Here is a 16,743-nt window from a genome sequence, read left to right as displayed (position 1 = left end):
AAAAAAGGGCCGCGGGAGTGTTTCCGGCGGCCCAAGGCAAGAGAGAGTCTGTCAGGTGCGGTTAGTTTTCAAACAGCCACAGCTGGTTGTCGCCACCGTGGAAGGTCCACTGTTGGATATTGCCGCCGGCGCTGGTAGAGCCATCCTGAACATCCAGAGATTTGCCGCTCAGTGCAGACAGAATACGGAACTGGTTGCCGGAAACCGGTTCGACAATCCACTGCTGGTTGTCACCACCACCGTACTCCCACTGCTGGATGTTGGCGCCGTTGCTGGCAGAGACACCCTGCACATCGAGCGCGAGTCCGCTGTAGTTGTTTTCGATCCGGTAGTTTCCATTGCTGAGTGCGGTCACCTGCCAGGATTGGCTACCACCCTGGATCACATTGCCGCCGTTGCCGGTGGCATTGTTGGCAACGGCCAGCAACAGGCCACTGGCCAGGTTGCGGATCTGGTATTCGCCATCGGCAATGTCGCCAGATGGCGGTGGGGTGGGGTCCACGGGTTCTTCCTCCCCGCTACCTACTTCCAGCTCGAACCAGTTGAGGTTGAATCCGGGGCCCGCCACCTGCAGGCGCAGGGTTTGGGTGCCGGCGCCGAGGTTCACGTTAGTGGAAACGGACTGCCAGCTCTGCCAGCCACCGGTGTTGGGCAGGCTGGTATCAGCTACTTGCGCACCATCGGCCAGCAGTTGTAGCTGCCCGGTATTGGTGGTGCTGGCAACGCGGTAGGTCAGTGTGTAGCCACCGTCTTCGGGGACGTCGACGCGGTAATCCAGCCAGTCGCCGCTGTCGGTCCAGCCGATATTCTGGCCGCCGCCGTTGTCACTGGTGTCTTCCGTTTGAATACCAGACATGGCGCAATAGCTTTCCGCTTCGATGCGGTCGACGGCCTGCGCAGCGGTGGAATCACAGCCAGCGGGAGGTGGGGTACTGCCGCCCGCGGATTTGATGGCATCGTAGAAACCCTGATGCCAGCTCACATTACTGGCGCCGTTGCCGATGTGGTTCTGGGCAAAGTCGATCATCCCCGCATAGGCGTTGGCCGGGGGTGTGCCACCGTGATTGATGTAGTTCACCACCTGGCTGTAAACGCTGTTGGGGGCAATGGTCCACAGGGTGCGGTCGTGGCTCATCTTCTTGAACGACCAGGGGAATTGGCCGGCGATATTGTTGATGGACCAATCGGTCAATTGGCGAATGATATCGTTGGTGTCCTCGCCATATTCCCCGAGGATCATTGGTACGCCCATGGCATTGGTGATGTCTGCGCGGGGGTACAGGTCGGGGATCCAGCCCACATTACCGAATACATAGTGGTGGGTTTGGTACACCAGATTATCGTCCCAGCGAACGCTGATACCGGTATTGGTCTGGGTATTGGCATCGGTCCAGTCGATCTTCTGCATGTCCGAGCCCCACCAGCTGCCCTCGGCGACAATTGCGTGGTTGGTATCGACTTCGCGAATGGCGTCGCGCATGGCGATCAGTGACGGCAGCAGCTCGTACTCGCGTCCGGCCTGGGGCACCGGCTCGTTGATCAGATCGTAGCCCCAGATGACCGGCTCCTCCTTATAGCGGTCGGCGATGTGCCGCCACACCTGGCTGGCAATCTGCACATTGTTGCCATCCCAGAACTTCACCGAATCCCGCGGCTGGCCGGCGTTGGAGTCGATGTTGTCGCTGTGGTCGCCAGGATTTTGGTAGCCGGGGGCGGCGTGCATATCCAGCAGCACATAGAGCCCGTGGGTGCGGCAGTAGTCGATCAGTCGATCAAAGTACTGGAAGCCGTGATCCGACAATTGGCCGTTTTCCCAGAACAGGTTGTAGTGGAAGGGCACCCGTACGGTATTGAAACCGAGACTTTTCAGGTCCGCGATCTCCCGTTCGGTCACGTAATTGAGTCGCCACTGGTGCTCGAACTCCCTCGCCTGGGCCATGCTGCCGAAAGTGTCGGCGAGGCTGTTGAGAAACTGGGTATGGGTGCGGTAATTAAAGTCGCCCATCATTAGATAGCCTTCCCATAGCAGCCAGTTGCCGAGGTTGATACCGTTCAGGTGGATGGGGTCACCGTTGCCATCCACGATTTCGGTGCCATCCGTGTGGACATACTGAGCGTGGGCTTTTTCAGTGACCGTCAAAGGGGACATTAGGACGAGCAGTGCTAATAGACTGCCGAGCCCGCTTGCAGAGTTAAATCTCATCATGCTTTCCTTTATTATGATTTCAAGTGATGTAGAGAGATAAGGCGAGTCAAGATCGCCAACGACACCCTAAGAGGGGAGTGCAGGCGGCGTCGTTCTGACGACGTGAAAACAGTGGTATGTGGTTAGTCGAACCCGTTCGGCTGCCGCGGGGCATCCGAACGCCCGGAAACGATTGGATAAAAATCATAAAAATGAGCCAGGTTCTGTTTAACTTTCACGATGTCGTGCTGCTGATGACGGCCATGCAGTGTCTGTTCTTTGCGGTACTTCTGTTGGCCACCAACACCAGCAAACAGGTGAGTACCTACTTCCTTGCAGCTTTTCTGTTTGCGCACGCGTTTATCCCGCTCCACGAGCTGGTGTTGTGGGGCGCGGAATTCAAATTTGCGGTGCGTGAGTGGCTGCCACAGGTGTACTTCCTCGGTGGCTTCGCCTATTACCTGGACGGCATGCTGCTGTTTTTCTGCGTCAAATCCCTGATCTTCCGCGACTTTTCCCTGCGCCCTCGCGATGCGGTGCACCTGTTGCCGTTTGTCCTGGCACTGGTTTACATGAGCGCGGTGTTTTTCCGTCTGCCGCTAGAACAGCGGTTAGATCTGATCAGTAGCGAAACCCTGGTGTACGGCTGGCATTACGTGCTGGTGGAGTTTTTGTGCAAGGGCCTGCGGGTGGCCTACTGCCTCTGGTCATTGCTGCTGATTGTGAAATACACCCAGCGTTTGAAATCCACTCACTCTAATGTGGAAAAGGTGGATGTGACCTGGATCTGGACACTGGTGTTCGGATTTATGCTGGTGATGCTGATGGAGGTGGTGTTGAGTATCGCCAAGATGTTCAGCCTGTATCAGCACTACGATCTGGGGGTGTTCGAAAAAATCGGGCTCACCGGTTACTACACGGTGTTCGTACTGGTGAACCTGCTGGTGTTTACCGGTGTGCGCTACTTCGCCAGTTTTGAATCCGTGCGCGAGCCGGAAAAACCGCGCAAAGCCGCGGGCGAACAGGTGTGCAATCCGGCCCTGGCGGAAGACATCGACCGCAAGATGCAGGCAGAAAAACTCTATTTACAACCGGACGTGACCATCGATCTGCTGGCGGAGAGTCTCGAGGTGCCGACGCGAGACCTGTCGATGATCATCAATCGGCACTTCGAGGTGAATTTCTACGAGTTCATCAACCGTTATCGGATTCAGGAGGCCATGCGCCTGTTGCGCAGTGCCGATGGGGAAGGGAAGACCATTACCGATATTTATCTGGAAGTGGGCTTTAACAGCAAATCCGTATTCAATACCTTCTTCAAGAAAGCCGCCGGGATGACGCCGTCCCAGTACCGCCGGGCCGACGCCATTCCAGAGCCCGCTTAGGGGCGCATGAAAAGAGAGGTGTTACTGGCCCAGTAGCGCCTCGGCAAACCCTTCCAGTGCTGGCTTTTCTTGGTAGGGTCCATTGGCGGGGCCATTGAACAGTAGTGGCCAATCGTCGGCACCCTGCCAGTTTTCAAAATCCAGTATCCAGCTGTCGCCATCCCACAAGCCCCAAACAGAAATCCCGCCTCTCTGTGCCGGCGGTACTACGTCCAGATATGTTTGTACGATCGCCTTGTAGCGAGCTTTCTGCAGTGCTGCGACTTCCGGCGTGTACTGGGTGTATTGCGGAAACGGGGCGGAGGAATAGGGGTTGTTCACCGGTACATCCAGCTCGGTGATTTTTACCTTGAGACCGCGATCGACGATGGCCTGGAAGGCGCTGCGTAAATGGCTGGTAGTGGGCCAGTCAATCTGTATGTGCATCTGCAGGCCGACCCCGTCGATGGGGACTTCCTCTGCCTGCATCTCGTCCAGCATGGTGAGCAAACAGTTGAACTTGGCGGTGTTGCCGCCGGAGATACTGTAATCGTTGTAGTACAGATCTACCTCAGGGTCTGCGGCATCCGCGGCAATAAAAGCGGCGTTAACGTAGTCGCTGCCAAGACGCTGGTAGAACAGGGAGTTGCGGTAACAATTCGACTGGGTCTCATCGAGTACCTCGTTCACCACATCCCAGCTGGTGACACGCCCTGCAAAATGATCGGCAATGGTGGCCACGTGCTCGTTGAGCATGATCTGGAAGTCGCCGTTGTAATTTCTCATCCAGTCGGGCACCTGGTATTCGTGATGCCAGAGGAAGGTGTGCCCGTGCACGGTCAAGCCGTTGCTGAGCGCCCAGTCCACCATCTGGTCAGCGTCGGCAAAATCGTAGGTATTTTCTGCCGGGTGCAGAAAGCGCATCTTCATGATGTTCTCGGCGGTAATCTGGCTGAAGTGCTGCTTGATGGTGGATTCCTTTTCCGGAATGCGCAGGAAGCTCCGGCTATCGTCGCCCGCGGCTACCGCAACACCGATCGGGAACTCTGCAAGGCTGTACAGGTTGGTGGTGTTGCTGCCAGATGACGATCCACTGCCAGAAGAGCTACCGGAGGAGCTGCTTGATGATGAACTGGAAGATGAGCCGCCCGATGACGAGCTGCTGCTAGAGCTACTACTGGATGAAGAGCTCGACGAAGAACTGGATGACCCACCGTGTTCGCATAGCGCACCGTTGACCTGCGGTACTTCGGCAGTACCGGTAGACGTGCCTTGAAATCCGAATTCCGCCGTCTGCCCCGGTTGCAGGCTGGCATTCCAGCCGGCGTTCGTTGCGATGTACGGATTCCCACCCGAAACCTCCGCATTCCAGGTGTTCGTGACCCGGTTGTCGCCGCTGTATTGCCACTGCACCTGCCATCCGTCGATCGCGGAATCGGTATCGTTGGTGACCCGAACATTTGCGGTGAAACCGCTGTTCCAGGCATTGCTGACGGAGTATTCGCAGCTGGCGAGCGCACTGTAGGGCGCGGCCCCCAGAGCAGTCAGGGCAGTAAACAGTAGGGCCCCGACGAGCTTGCGCGGTTTGTTCCCGGTGGGTGCCCGGTGGGCACTTGGGGAGATCGTTTGAAATCGCAATGATGCTGGTGGTCTGACAATAGGCATTGGTGTCTTCTCTTTACATAAGTTTTGAAGATGGTGTGCCCGGCGAGGGTGCTGAAAAACATACAGCTCAGAACCATGCTGAGGGGGCATACATTGCTGGGACGTATGGCGATGGCACGCGGGCCGTTGAGTGCATGGTTTTGTGCGCTGCTTCTCCAGAATAGTCATAATGACTATCATGGGGCGGAGCAGGGAGGGGTGTCTTGGGTGGCTGCGTATGACCGGTATATGGGGGTGCAGTCCAGCGGTATACTCCCGGCCTATTGAATGAACAGGATCAGGATCGGAATGGTGATGGCTCCCCCCGCCAGGCTTGCCACATTGCTGGATGACGCACTACTGCGCTGTCCAGTGTCCGGAAAATTGTGGCTCGGGTACTCCGGTGGTCTGGACTCCACCGTACTGTTGCACCTGCTCGCCAGTGCCAAAATCCCATGCACGGCACTGCACATTAACCACGGTTTGAGTGCGCGGGCGGACCAGTGGCAGGCCCACTGCGAAGCGGTAGCCGGGAAAATGGGGGTGCCTTTTGTTTGCCGGGAGGTGCGGGTAAATCGCAGCGATGGTGGATTGGAGCAGGGGGCGCGGAAGGCCCGGTACCGAGTTTTTGGGCAGGTATTGGCAGCGGGCGATCAGGTCCTGCTGGCTCACCACGCGGACGATCAGGCGGAAACCTTTTTACTGCGTTTATTGCGTGGCGCGGGGGTGCAGGGACTGGGGGCCATGCGTGAATGGCGCTCCCTTGGCGGTGAGCGGAAGGGTTGTACGGTATTGCGTCCTTTATTGCGTGCGCGCCGCAGTGAGCTGGAAGATTACGCCCGCGCTCATGGGTTGGAGTGGGTCGAGGATGAGAGCAATACGGATCAGAATATTGACCGAAATTATATTCGCAGTCAGGTTGTTCCCCCGCTGCAGCGCCGTTGGCCGCTGTATTCCAGGGTCGCCCAGGCCGCGGAGAATCTGCGCGAAGCTGCGGTGCTGCTCGGCGAGCTGGCCGAAGCGGACCTGAAAAATTGCGGCCTGCGTGGGGAGATGTTCGGAGTCAGTATTGATCGCGTCAGTTTCTCGGGCCTGTCTGCGGCCCGGCGGAAAAATCTGCTGCGCGGCTGGCTGGCGGAATCAGGCTCGCAAATGCCTGAGGCTGTACATCTCGACCAGGCGTTGCGTCAAGTCGAAGCCGGTGACGATGCGGTGCCGGCAGTGACGCTCGGGCAGCGGGTGTTGCGCCGCTATCGCGATCGGCTGTACCTCACACCACAATTGAAACCCTTCAATGCTATTGATGGGGGTGAACAGCGGTGGGATGGCATGAAACCATTGGCGCTGCAGGGCAGCTGGGTACTCTTGCCTGCCGGCGACTGGCCGGTCTCGGACTATACCGTTCGCTTCCGCGTGGGTGGCGAGCGGGCCAAACCGCGAGAGCGCCATCACTCCCAGACCTTGAAAAAGCTGCTGCAGGAGTATGGCCTTCCACCCTGGCTGCGGGATCGGGTTCCGCTGATCTACCGGGGCGAGACCCTGGTTGCCGTGGGCGACCTTTTTGTCACCGCCGAAGGACCTCCCAAACCACCAATCTGGCGTTTTTCAGATTGAGCAGAAACCGCCTTTCTGGTAGTCTGGCGTCCCATCTCAAAGGCACCGGGTTGCGCGAGGCTGCGCCCCCAGAGCCAGTTCCGCACGCCCGAACTCGTCGGGCATTCAACTGACCAAGGTTTTGCATGACGCGCTATATTTTTGTCACTGGCGGCGTGGTTTCCTCATTGGGGAAAGGTATCGCTTCCGCTTCTCTGGCTGCCATTCTGGAAGCCCGTGGCCTCAAGGTCACCATCCTGAAGCTTGACCCTTATATTAACGTTGACCCGGGCACTATGAGCCCCTTCCAGCACGGCGAGGTCTACGTGACCGAAGATGGCGCCGAGACCGATCTGGATCTGGGCCACTACGAGCGCTTTATTCGCACGCGCATGTCCAAGCGCAACAACTTCACCACCGGCCGGGTGTATGAAACCGTGCTGCGCAAAGAGCGCCGAGGCGACTACCTGGGCGGCACCGTGCAGGTGATCCCGCACATCACCGACGAGATCAAGCGCCGTGTTATCGAAGGCGGCCGCGATGTGGATGTGGCCATTGTCGAGATCGGCGGTACCGTCGGCGACATCGAATCCCAGCCGTTCCTGGAATCCGTGCGCCAGCTGCGTGTGGAAATGGGCACCAACCGCGCCCTGCTGATGCACCTGAGCTATGTGCCTTACCTGGCTACTGCCGGTGAAACCAAAACCAAGCCGACCCAGCACTCGGTAAAAGAACTTCGCTCCATCGGCCTGCAGCCGGACATCCTGCTTTGCCGTTCCGAGCGTGCCATCGACGATGACTCCCGCCGCAAGATCGCCCTGTTTACCAACGTGGAAGAGCGCGCGGTAGTGCCACTGCCCGATGCCAAGACCATTTACGGTGTGCCCCGTATGTTGCACGAATACGGTCTGGACGAGATCGTGGTGGAAAAACTCCAGCTTGAAACCGATGCGCCGGATCTGTCTGAATGGGACGCGGTGGTCGACGGCAAACTGAACCCGCAGCACGAAATTAAAATTGCCATGGTTGGCAAGTACATGGAGCTGCTGGACGCCTACAAATCCCTGATTGAATCGCTGGTGCACGCGGGCATTAAAAACCGTGTGAAGGTGAACATTGATTTCATCAACGCGGAAGATGTCGAAGGTGAGAACGGCCTCGACCTGATCAAAGGTGCCGATGCGGTACTGGTACCCGGTGGCTTCGGCGAACGCGGCCTAGAAGGCAAGCTTGAGTCCGTGCGGTATGCCCGCGAAAACAACGTGCCTTTCCTCGGTATCTGCCTGGGCCTGCAGTCCGTTGTGATCGAGTATGCGCGCAATGTACTGGGCCTGGAAGGCGCCAACAGTACTGAGTTCGATGCCAAGGCCAAGCACCCGGTGATCGGTCTGATTACCGAGTGGATCGATGCCGAAGGCAAGGTCGAGAAGCGCGATGAAAAATCCGATCTCGGCGGCACCATGCGCCTCGGTGGCCAGGAATGTCGTTTGGCCAAAGATACCAAAGCCCGTGAGATTTATGGCAAGGACGTCATCGTCGAGCGCCACCGTCATCGTTATGAAGTCAATAACAACTATGTTGACCGCCTGCAGCAGGCCGGCCTGAAAATTGGCGGTTGGTCCGCAGACGACACCCTGGTGGAAATGGTTGAATTGCCGGAACACAACTGGTTCCTGGCCTGTCAGTTCCACCCGGAATTTACTTCTACGCCCCGCGACGGCCACCCGCTGTTTGAAAGTTTTGTGGCGGCAGCACTGAAGCACAAGCAGTCGTAACCAATTGGGTAGATAAGGTGGGGCTGCAACACGTGCAGCGCCACCTCATTTCTGTCAATAAGAATTGAGCGATGACCAGATCCAATCTGGCTCAGGAAGAGAAAAATGAAAACCATCGAAGTCGGTAACCTCCAGGTTGCCAATGACAAGCCGTTCACCCTGTTCGGCGGTATGAATGTTCTGGAATCTCGCGACATGGCCATGAAAGTGGCTGAGCACTACGTGAAGGTGACAGACAAGCTTGGCATCCCCTACGTTTTCAAAGCGTCTTTCGATAAAGCCAATCGCTCCTCCATCCACAGCTATCGCGGTCCGGGGATGGAAGAAGGTCTGAAAATTTTTGAAGAAATCAAAAAGACCTTCGGCGTCCCCCTGATTACCGATGTACACGAAATCCACCAGGCTGCCCCGGTGGCCGAAGTCGTTGACGTGATCCAGCTGCCCGCCTTCCTCGCCCGCCAGACCGACCTGGTCTCTGCCATGGCAGCAACGGGTGCCGTGATCAATGTGAAAAAACCACAGTTCATGAGCCCGCCGCAGGTGAAAAATGTGGTGGAAAAATTTGCTGAAGGTGGCAATGAAAAAATCATCCTGTGCGAGCGCGGTGCCTGTTTCGGCTACGACAACCTCGTTGTCGACATGCTCGGCTTCCGCACCATGATCGACGCCTCCGGCGGTGCCCCGCTGATTTTTGATGTGACCCACTCGCTGCAAATGCGCGATCCGGGCGGTGCCGCCTCCGGCGGCCGTCGCGGCCAGGTCACCGAACTGGGCCGTGCCGGCCTCGCGATCGGTATCGCCGGCCTGTTCCTGGAATCACACCCCAACCCGGAAAAGGCCCTGTGCGATGGCCCCAGCGCGCTGCCGCTGGAAAAGCTCGAACCCTTCCTGGCGCAGATGAAAGCCGTGGACGATCTGGTGAAAAATTTCGAGCCGCTGGACACCAAGTAAGCCGATCTAACCGATTAAAAACGAATAACTAAAACGAGTGGCCCTGAGAAGGCGGCCACCAACTCCAAACCTCACAGAAGTGATTTTTTAGGTCTAACCATTTTCGAAACAAGGAGCCCGTTAAAACAATGAGCAAGATTGTTGCTGTAAAAGCTTTTGAAGTACTGGATTCGCGCGGTAACCCCACCGTTAACGCCGATGTTATTCTCGAGTGCGGCGCGGTAGGTTCTGCCTGCGCACCCTCTGGCGCTTCTACCGGCTCCCGCGAAGCCCTCGAACTGCGCGACGGCGACAAAAGCCGTTACCTGGGCAAAGGCGTACTGAAAGCCGTTGAAAACATCAATGGCGAAATCGCCAGCCTGCTGGTAGGCAAAGACGCCACCGATCAGCGCACTCTCGATCAGATCATGATCGACGCTGACGGCACTGAAAACAAAGCCAAGCTGGGCGCCAACGCCATTCTGGCTGTCTCCCTTGCTGCCGCCAAAGCTGCCGCCATCTCCAAAGGTGTTCCCCTGTATCAGCACATCGCTGAAATCAACGGCACCGCTGGCGAATACACTCTGCCGGTACCGATGATGAACATCATTAACGGCGGTGAGCACGCCGACAACAACGTCGACATCCAGGAGTTCATGATCCAGCCGGTGAAAGCGAAAACCTTCGCCGAAGCCCTGCGCCAGGGTGCCGAGATCTTCCACGCCCTGAAAAAAGTGCTGTCCGCCCAGGGCCTGAACACCGCCGTTGGCGATGAAGGTGGCTTTGCCCCCAATCTGCCGTCCAACGAAGGTGCACTGAAGGTCATCGCCGAAGCCGTTGAAGCCGCTGGCTACAAGCTGGGTGACGACATCACCCTGGCTCTCGACTGCGCTTCTTCTGAATTCTACAAAGACGGCAAGTACAACCTGTCCGGCGAAGGCAAAGAATTCGACAGCGAAGGCTTCGCGTCTTACCTGCAAGAGCTGTCTGAAAACTACCCGATCATTTCGATCGAAGACGGCATGGACGAGAGCGACTGGGACGGCTGGAAAATTCTTACCGACAAAATCGGCAAGAAAGTTCAGCTGGTTGGCGACGACCTGTTCGTCACCAACACCAAGATCCTCAAAGAAGGTATCGACAAAGGCGTTGGTAACTCCATCCTGATCAAGTTCAACCAGATCGGCTCTTTGTCCGAAACTCTGGATGCGATCAAAATGGCTAAAGACGCAGGCTTCACCGCGGTTATTTCTCACCGCTCCGGTGAAACCGAAGACACCACCATCGCCGACCTGGCCGTGGCTACCGCTGCTGGCCAGATCAAAACCGGCTCCTTGTGCCGCTCCGACCGCGTAGCCAAGTACAACCGCCTGCTGCGCATCGAAGCCGAACTGGAAGGCAAAGCGCCTTACCGCGGCATTGCTGAATTCAAGTAATTCGGCAAGCTCGGTAAACTGGCTTTTCCTCGCATTCCGGTTCTGAGCCCAGAACTTTGATGTGAAGGCTGCGACGCCGGTAGTTGTTCGCTAGACCTTCACCGCCATGGATGGCGGTGCAGAGCCCCCAGGGCAGATTTTTGCTCCTGCAAAATCTGCATTCCCGCCATCCGTGGCGGTCAGATGGGAACGTTCACGGCGTGTCTAGAGAACAACTACCGGTGGCGGAGCCGCCACAAGATCCGAAAGAGTCGGACCACAATAGCCAGAAGAGAACAATACAAATGAAATGGCTGCTGGCAATTCTCACTGTGCTGTTGCTGATGACCCAATACCGATTGTGGGTAGGGGACGGCAGCTTTGCGGAAGTGACACGCCTCGAGCGACAGCTCGGCGAGCAGCAGCAGAAGAATGCCGCTCTTGAACGGGAAAACCGTCAGCTACTGCGCGAAGTGCGCAGTCTCAAAGAAGGTACCGACGGCGTAGAAGCCAAAGCGCGTTACGACCTCGGCCTCATCAAAGAAGGGGAAACCCTGTTTATTTTTCTCGACCAGGATAAGCACAAGCATCCTGAGCAGTCATCGCGGGAAAAAGAATGACCACTGCCTCCCACCCGGTTGAAACCAGCTACTGGGTCATCGTCCCCGCCGCCGGTACCGGCAAGCGTATGGGCGCAGACAAACCCAAACAATACCTCAGCCTCGCCGGCAAACCGCTTATCCAACACACCCTCGAGAATATCCTCGGCTGGCCCGGCCTCACCGGCATAGTCGTCGCCATCGCCGCAGACGACCAGGAGTTCAGCACACTCGTCGCCGCTCGGGACCCTCGCGTACACACCGTCACTGGTGGCACAGAAAGAGCCGACTCTGTCCTCGCCGCCCTCGACTATTTAAGCGAACTCGCCACGCCCGAGACTTCCGTGCTGGTACACGATGCTGCTCGCCCGCTTGTTCATAAAAGCGATATAGAAAGCCTGGTTGTTGCAAGCCCCACAGCTCTGCTCGCTCAACCCGCCAGCGACACCGTAAAGCAGTCACGGGAAGAGTCAGGTAAACCTGTCGTGCGCCAGACCCTGCCGCGCCAACAGATCTGGCTTGCGCAGACTCCACAAAAGGCGCCCCTGCAAATGTTGCGTGAAGCGCTGCAGGCAGGACTTGCGCAAAACCCACAGGCCATCACCGACGAAGCCAGTGCTTTGGAACTGGCCGGATACGCGCCCGAACTGGTGCCCGCCTGTCGCAGCAATTTCAAAGTTACCCATCCCGCCGACCTGGTATTGGCGGAGGTCTTGCTGCAGCACCGACAGACCCTCGAACAACTTCAGTCAGGTACCGAACAATGAGTTTCAGAATCGGTCAGGGGATCGACGTACATGCCTTCGGCCCCGGTGATCATGTAGTACTCGGTGGCGTGCACATTCCGCACTCTCTGGGGCTTGTCGCGCATTCCGATGGCGACGTCCTGCTGCACGCACTGGCTGACGCACTGCTGGGTGCCCTGGCATTAGGGGATATCGGCAAGCACTTTCCGGATACTGACGAGAACTACTCCGGTGCTGACAGTCGTGTTTTACTCCGCCACGTTGTGGGGCTCATTCACGAGCGCGGCTACCGGGTCGTCAACGCTGACGCCACCCTGATCGCCCAGGCCCCCAAGATGGCGCCCCACATCGACGCTATGCGGGAAAATATCGCCGCCGATTGTGAGGTCTCTGTGGACGCAGTCAGCGTCAAAGCCACCACCAGCGAACGGCTTGGGTTTACCGGACGCAAAGAAGGGATTGCCGCGCAGGCAGTGGTGCTGCTTGAGCAGGCAAGCCCAGAATCGGGAATGACCTCGTGAGCGAACAGGAAACCCAGCCCTGGGATCTCGATTGGCCGCGCGCCCTCGGCGGCGCCGCCATTCGTGCGGACTTTCGGACAGAGCCGGAAGATTTTGTAGTGGATGAGCTGGCAGCGCCCGAGCCTGCGCCCGAAGCGGAAGTCAGTGAGCACGTGGTGGTGCAGATCCGCAAACGTGGCGCCAACACCGGTTATGTTGCCCAGCAGCTGGCTCAGCTTGCCGGTGTACAAAGCAAAGATGTGGGCTACTACGGCCTGAAGGATCGTCATGCGGTCACCACTCAGTGGTTCAGTGTGTGGCTGGCACAAAAGCCAGAGCCGGACTGGCATCGGCTGAACAACGATGAAATTACGGTGCTTCAGCATTTCCGCGGCACGAAAAAACTGCGCCGTGGGGATCACCTGGGCAACCGTTTTCAGATCCGGCTGCGCAACGTGCAGGGGGATCGCGAAGCGGCTGAGGCGGTTCTCGCGCAGGTGCCTGCCGGGGTTCCCAATTATTTTGGCGAGCAGCGCTTCGGTCACAATGGCGGTAACCTGGATCTGGCAAACCGGTTTGCGATGGATCAGCAAGCGGGCAAACGGGGCAGAATTCCCCGCAACCAGAAGGCTTTCGCCATGTCTGCCGCACGCAGCTGGCTGTTCAATCAGGTGCTCGGGGACCGGGTGCGGCAGGGCAACTGGCAGCAGTTACTCGATGGAGAGCCAGAAGCGACGGGGTCCGGCCCGCTATGGGGGCGTGGCCGCAACCCCGCGAGCGATCAACAATTGGTGCAGGAAGAAGACGCGATGGCCCCATGGAAGCCGTGGCGTGACTGGCTGGAACACTGTGGTCTCAGCCAGGAGCGGCGCGCCCTGGTACTGCAGCCACAGGGCTTTCAGGCCAGCTGGGAGGAGGGTGACCTCACACTGGCATTTGCGCTGCCACCGGGTACCTTCGCCACGGCGGTACTGCGGGAAGTCGCGGAGCTGGCCAACCTGTCCTTCAGCGCAATAAAATAAACGACAACAAAATGTGACCGGTGGCACAATCGTGACCCCGGCCAATCGCCGGATTTTATAGACGGAATATATAAAGAGTGCCGCTTTGCAGTGGCAACCGGCGATCTGCTTGCAGGGAGACTGTGCGTCCTTATGGATCGATTTAGACATGAAGGCCTGGGTATGACTTCCCAGCGTACCCGCAATCGCCTGATTCAGCGGCTGCGGGAAGAAGGTATCAGCAGCGAAGAGGTGCTGGATGTCATGGCGTCCACCCCGCGCCACCTGTTTCTCGACGAGGCGCTGGCCATCCGTGCCTACGAAGACACCGCCCTGCCGATCGGTTACGGCCAGACAATCTCCCAACCCTATATTGTTGCGCGCATGACCGAGCTCCTGATGAGCCGCGCCCGCGCCCGTGCCCGGGTGCTGGAAGTCGGCGCCGGATCCGGTTATCAGACCGCGATCCTCGCCCGGCTGGTCGACAAGCTGTATTCGGTAGAGCGAGTCGAGCCCCTGTTGATCAAGGCTCGGCAGCGTATGCGCGAACTGGGTATTTACAATGTGGAAATGCGCCTTAGCAATGGTGGCTTCGGCTGGCCAGAGCAGGGACCCTTCGATGCCATTTTATGCGCCGCAGCGCCGGCCAGTGTCCCCGATGAGCTGAGAGAGCAATTAGCACCGGGCGGCGTACTGGTGATACCAGTGGGTAGCGACAGCCAGTACCTGACCGTCGTCAGCCGCAGTGAAGACGGCGAGCGTTTCGACGTGGAAAAGGCAGAACCTGTGCGTTTTGTGCCCTTATTGAGCGGAGTCGTGCGCTGATGGCCGGGCTACTAAGGAATCGGTATCTCGGTGTGGCGGCACGCGGGCTGGCCATGGGGGCGGCGGACGTGGTGCCGGGCGTCTCTGGAGGCACCATTGCCTTTATCACCGGTATATACCAGGAACTCTTGGATTCCCTCAGCCGGATCGGGCCGCATACGGTCACCATTCTGTTCAAGGAGGGTATTGGCGCGGCCTGGCGCCAGATCAACGGTACCTTTCTGCTGGCGCTATTCTCCGGTGTTCTCGTCAGCATCTTCAGTCTGGCCAAATTGATCAGCTACTTGTTGGCGAACTACCCGATTGTGGTCTGGGGCTTCTTTTTTGGTTTGATACTCGCTTCTGTGGTGCCTATCGCGCGCAGAGTACCCCGGTGGAGCTGGCGGTGCTGGGTGGCGCTGCTCCTTGGGGTGGCCCTGGCAGTGCTGATCAGCGAGATGCGGCCGAGCGAAATCGCGGCAAATCCTTATACCCTGTTTTTCTCGGGTGCCCTGGCGATCTGCGCCATGATACTGCCGGGGATTTCCGGATCTTTTATCCTGCTGATGATAGGCATATATCCCCAGGTCATTGCGGCGGTGCACCAGTTTCAGGTCAATGCGCTCATGTGGTTTGCGGCGGGCGCCGTTACCGGACTGTTGTTATTCAGCCGGTTGCTTTCCTGGCTGATGCATCGCTTCCCGTCAGTCACCCTCACTTTTCTGGTGGGAATCCTGCTCGGCAGTCTCAAAATTGTCTGGCCGTGGAAGTTGGCGGTAGATAGTACTGGTGGGGAGAGTGCCGCTGGAGTGGGGGAGGAATTCGTCCCCATGATGTCCAATGTCTCGCCTGGTGAATTTGCCGCGAGCTCCGGTGAGCCTTCTTATATTGTCGGTGCGGCACTCGCCGCTGTAGGTGCGGTCTTACTGGTGCTGGGGATTGAGTGGCTGAACTGGCGCTTTGTAGGAAAAGTCGCACAGCGGTAACGGGAATTGGCTCACAGGCTCAGGGCGCTTTGTGCCAATGGAAAATGTCGACTGACTTACAAGTCTGACGTGACAGATATTTTGAAGAAAAGCTTTTCACCATGGCGGTGTAAAGGGGCAGGTTTTTTCGCCGCCGGCAAGGGGGGAAACAGCACATTTCTTTAGACACTTTTTCCATAAATGCACCCCTTTGATGTAAAAAGAGAATAATGAATCGGCGTAAAACTCTACAAAAAAACACTGTTATCACCAGAGCGGAAGGGTGTTTTTTGTGCCATTTTGGGTTTTCCCTGTTTAAAATAATTACCGCACCCTTGCTGTTGGTCGTTATCACGGCCTGTTCCAGCAATCTTGCTCCTACTTCCTCCCTCGGGCAGCCGCCCAGCCAAAAAATCCAGCACCACACGGTGAGTCGCGGTGAAACCCTGTACTCGATTGCCTGGAGATATAGTAAAGATTTCAAAGACTTGGCATATATAAACCGGATTCCTGCGCCCTATCGAATCTTTCCCGGGCAGCGAATCAAACTCACTGGTCGGGTGCCAGCGCCAGTGGTGAAAAAGGCACCGGTGGTGCCGGCAAAGCCTCGTCGGGTGGCCTCAGTCAAGCCTGCACCTGTTAAAAAAACGGCACCAAAAGTTGCGAAAAAATCGTCAAAAACGGTCAGTAACAAATTTGACACAAATTGGCACTGGCCCGTGAAGGGGAGAGTAATCTCCCGTTTCCAGCCCAATAACCCCTTGCGAAAGGGTGTTGATATCGCCGGGAAAAAGGGGGAATCTGTTCAGGCAGCAGCGGATGGCACAGTGATTTACGCCGGAAGCGCACTGAGAGGTTACGGTAAACTTTTGATCATCAAGCACAGTGAGGAATTCCTCAGCGCTTATGCCCACAACGACAAGTTACTTGTCGGTGAGGGGGCGAAGGTCAAAGCAGGGCAACGGATAGCGGAACTGGGTTCGAGTGGTACCGACCGCGATATGCTCCACTTTGAAATTCGCCGAAATGGTCAACCGGTAGATCCATTGATCTATCTGCCTTAACCCCTTGCTTGGTCTATCTGACCTGGTCGGTGCGAAGATCTCCCTGTCTTTACGCTGTTGTGCAATAAAAATGGACTTTTATTTATAACCACTTGAGGTAGTCACCGGGATCGGCAGTAACTGCCCTGCAGTGACACAACTCACCAACGAGGGTGAGT

The 16,743-nt window shown here is 57.3% G+C and carries 14 protein-coding genes; 12 read left to right on the top strand and 2 right to left on the bottom strand.

The window, feature by feature from the left end; genetic code table 11:
* Window positions 1–61 precede the first annotated feature (61 nt).
* On the bottom strand, window positions 62–2,203 hold the full coding sequence (locus Q1A74_RS17370; protein WP_299599338.1) for a carbohydrate-binding protein: 2,142 nt from the start codon (window positions 2,201–2,203) through the stop codon (window positions 62–64).
* 194 nt (window positions 2,204–2,397) lie between these two features.
* On the opposite strand from Q1A74_RS17370, the gene Q1A74_RS17365 reads away from it, so the two are divergent.
* Window positions 2,398–3,570 carry a helix-turn-helix domain-containing protein gene (locus tag Q1A74_RS17365; protein ID WP_299599336.1) on the top strand — a complete coding sequence of 391 codons (1,173 nt, stop codon included), beginning with the start codon at window positions 2,398–2,400 and terminating at the stop codon, window positions 3,568–3,570.
* A 21-nt stretch (window positions 3,571–3,591) separates the two neighbouring features.
* On the opposite strand, the gene Q1A74_RS17360 is transcribed toward Q1A74_RS17365, so the two are convergent.
* Window positions 3,592–5,214, bottom strand: a complete 1,623-nt coding sequence (locus Q1A74_RS17360; protein ID WP_299599334.1) for an endo-1,4-beta-xylanase — start codon at window positions 5,212–5,214, stop codon at window positions 3,592–3,594.
* Between the two features lie 267 nt (window positions 5,215–5,481).
* Here Q1A74_RS17360 and tilS point away from each other — a divergent pair, with 267 nt between their 5' ends.
* The 11 genes from tilS to Q1A74_RS17305 all read left to right on the top strand — a co-directional run bounded on the left by tilS (window position 5,482) and on the right by Q1A74_RS17305 (window position 16,585).
* Entirely contained in the window at window positions 5,482–6,807 is a 1,326-nt protein-coding gene (tilS, locus tag Q1A74_RS17355; protein ID WP_299599332.1) for a tRNA lysidine(34) synthetase TilS, read from the top strand.
* A 125-nt stretch (window positions 6,808–6,932) separates the two neighbouring features.
* Window positions 6,933–8,561: a CTP synthase gene (locus Q1A74_RS17350; protein WP_299599330.1), complete on the top strand. Its 1,629-nt coding sequence runs from the start codon at window positions 6,933–6,935 to the stop codon at window positions 8,559–8,561.
* Window positions 8,562–8,666: 105 nt separating this feature from the next.
* On the top strand, window positions 8,667–9,512 hold the full coding sequence (gene kdsA, locus Q1A74_RS17345) for a 3-deoxy-8-phosphooctulonate synthase (protein ID WP_299599328.1): 846 nt from the start codon (window positions 8,667–8,669) through the stop codon (window positions 9,510–9,512).
* 128 nt (window positions 9,513–9,640) lie between these two features.
* On the top strand, window positions 9,641–10,927 hold the full coding sequence (gene eno / locus Q1A74_RS17340) for a phosphopyruvate hydratase (protein WP_299599326.1): 1,287 nt from the start codon (window positions 9,641–9,643) through the stop codon (window positions 10,925–10,927).
* Window positions 10,928–11,211: 284 nt separating this feature from the next.
* On the top strand, window positions 11,212–11,526 hold the full coding sequence (locus Q1A74_RS17335; RefSeq protein WP_299599324.1) for a septum formation initiator family protein: 315 nt from the start codon (window positions 11,212–11,214) through the stop codon (window positions 11,524–11,526).
* Entirely contained in the window at window positions 11,523–12,272 is a 750-nt protein-coding gene (gene ispD / locus Q1A74_RS17330) for a 2-C-methyl-D-erythritol 4-phosphate cytidylyltransferase (RefSeq protein WP_299599322.1), read from the top strand. Before Q1A74_RS17335 ends, ispD begins: the two co-directional genes overlap by 4 nt.
* The gene (ispF, locus tag Q1A74_RS17325; RefSeq protein WP_299599320.1) at window positions 12,269–12,772 is read left to right on the top strand and encodes a 2-C-methyl-D-erythritol 2,4-cyclodiphosphate synthase; all 504 of its coding nucleotides are present in this window, start codon (window positions 12,269–12,271) and stop codon (window positions 12,770–12,772) included. The genes ispD and ispF overlap by 4 nt, the downstream gene beginning before the upstream one ends.
* Entirely contained in the window at window positions 12,769–13,773 is a 1,005-nt protein-coding gene (truD, locus tag Q1A74_RS17320) for a tRNA pseudouridine(13) synthase TruD (protein WP_299599317.1), read from the top strand. Before ispF ends, truD begins: the two co-directional genes overlap by 4 nt.
* A 132-nt stretch (window positions 13,774–13,905) precedes the next feature.
* Complete coding sequence (locus Q1A74_RS17315) at window positions 13,906–14,577, top strand: protein-L-isoaspartate(D-aspartate) O-methyltransferase (protein ID WP_299599315.1); 672 nt, start codon at window positions 13,906–13,908, stop codon at window positions 14,575–14,577.
* Entirely contained in the window at window positions 14,577–15,542 is a 966-nt protein-coding gene (locus tag Q1A74_RS17310) for a DUF368 domain-containing protein (protein WP_299599313.1), read from the top strand. The genes Q1A74_RS17315 and Q1A74_RS17310 overlap by 1 nt, the downstream gene beginning before the upstream one ends.
* A 209-nt stretch (window positions 15,543–15,751) precedes the next feature.
* The gene (locus Q1A74_RS17305; RefSeq protein ID WP_299599311.1) at window positions 15,752–16,585 is read left to right on the top strand and encodes a peptidoglycan DD-metalloendopeptidase family protein; all 834 of its coding nucleotides are present in this window, start codon (window positions 15,752–15,754) and stop codon (window positions 16,583–16,585) included.
* Window positions 16,586–16,743: the final 158 nt, after the last annotated feature.

It is taken from the genome of uncultured Microbulbifer sp. (assembly GCF_947504145.1).
Classification (GTDB): Bacteria; Pseudomonadota; Gammaproteobacteria; order Pseudomonadales; family Cellvibrionaceae; genus Microbulbifer.
Note: the sequence above shows the minus strand (reverse complement) of the source record. Positions and strands in the feature narration are given on the sequence as shown.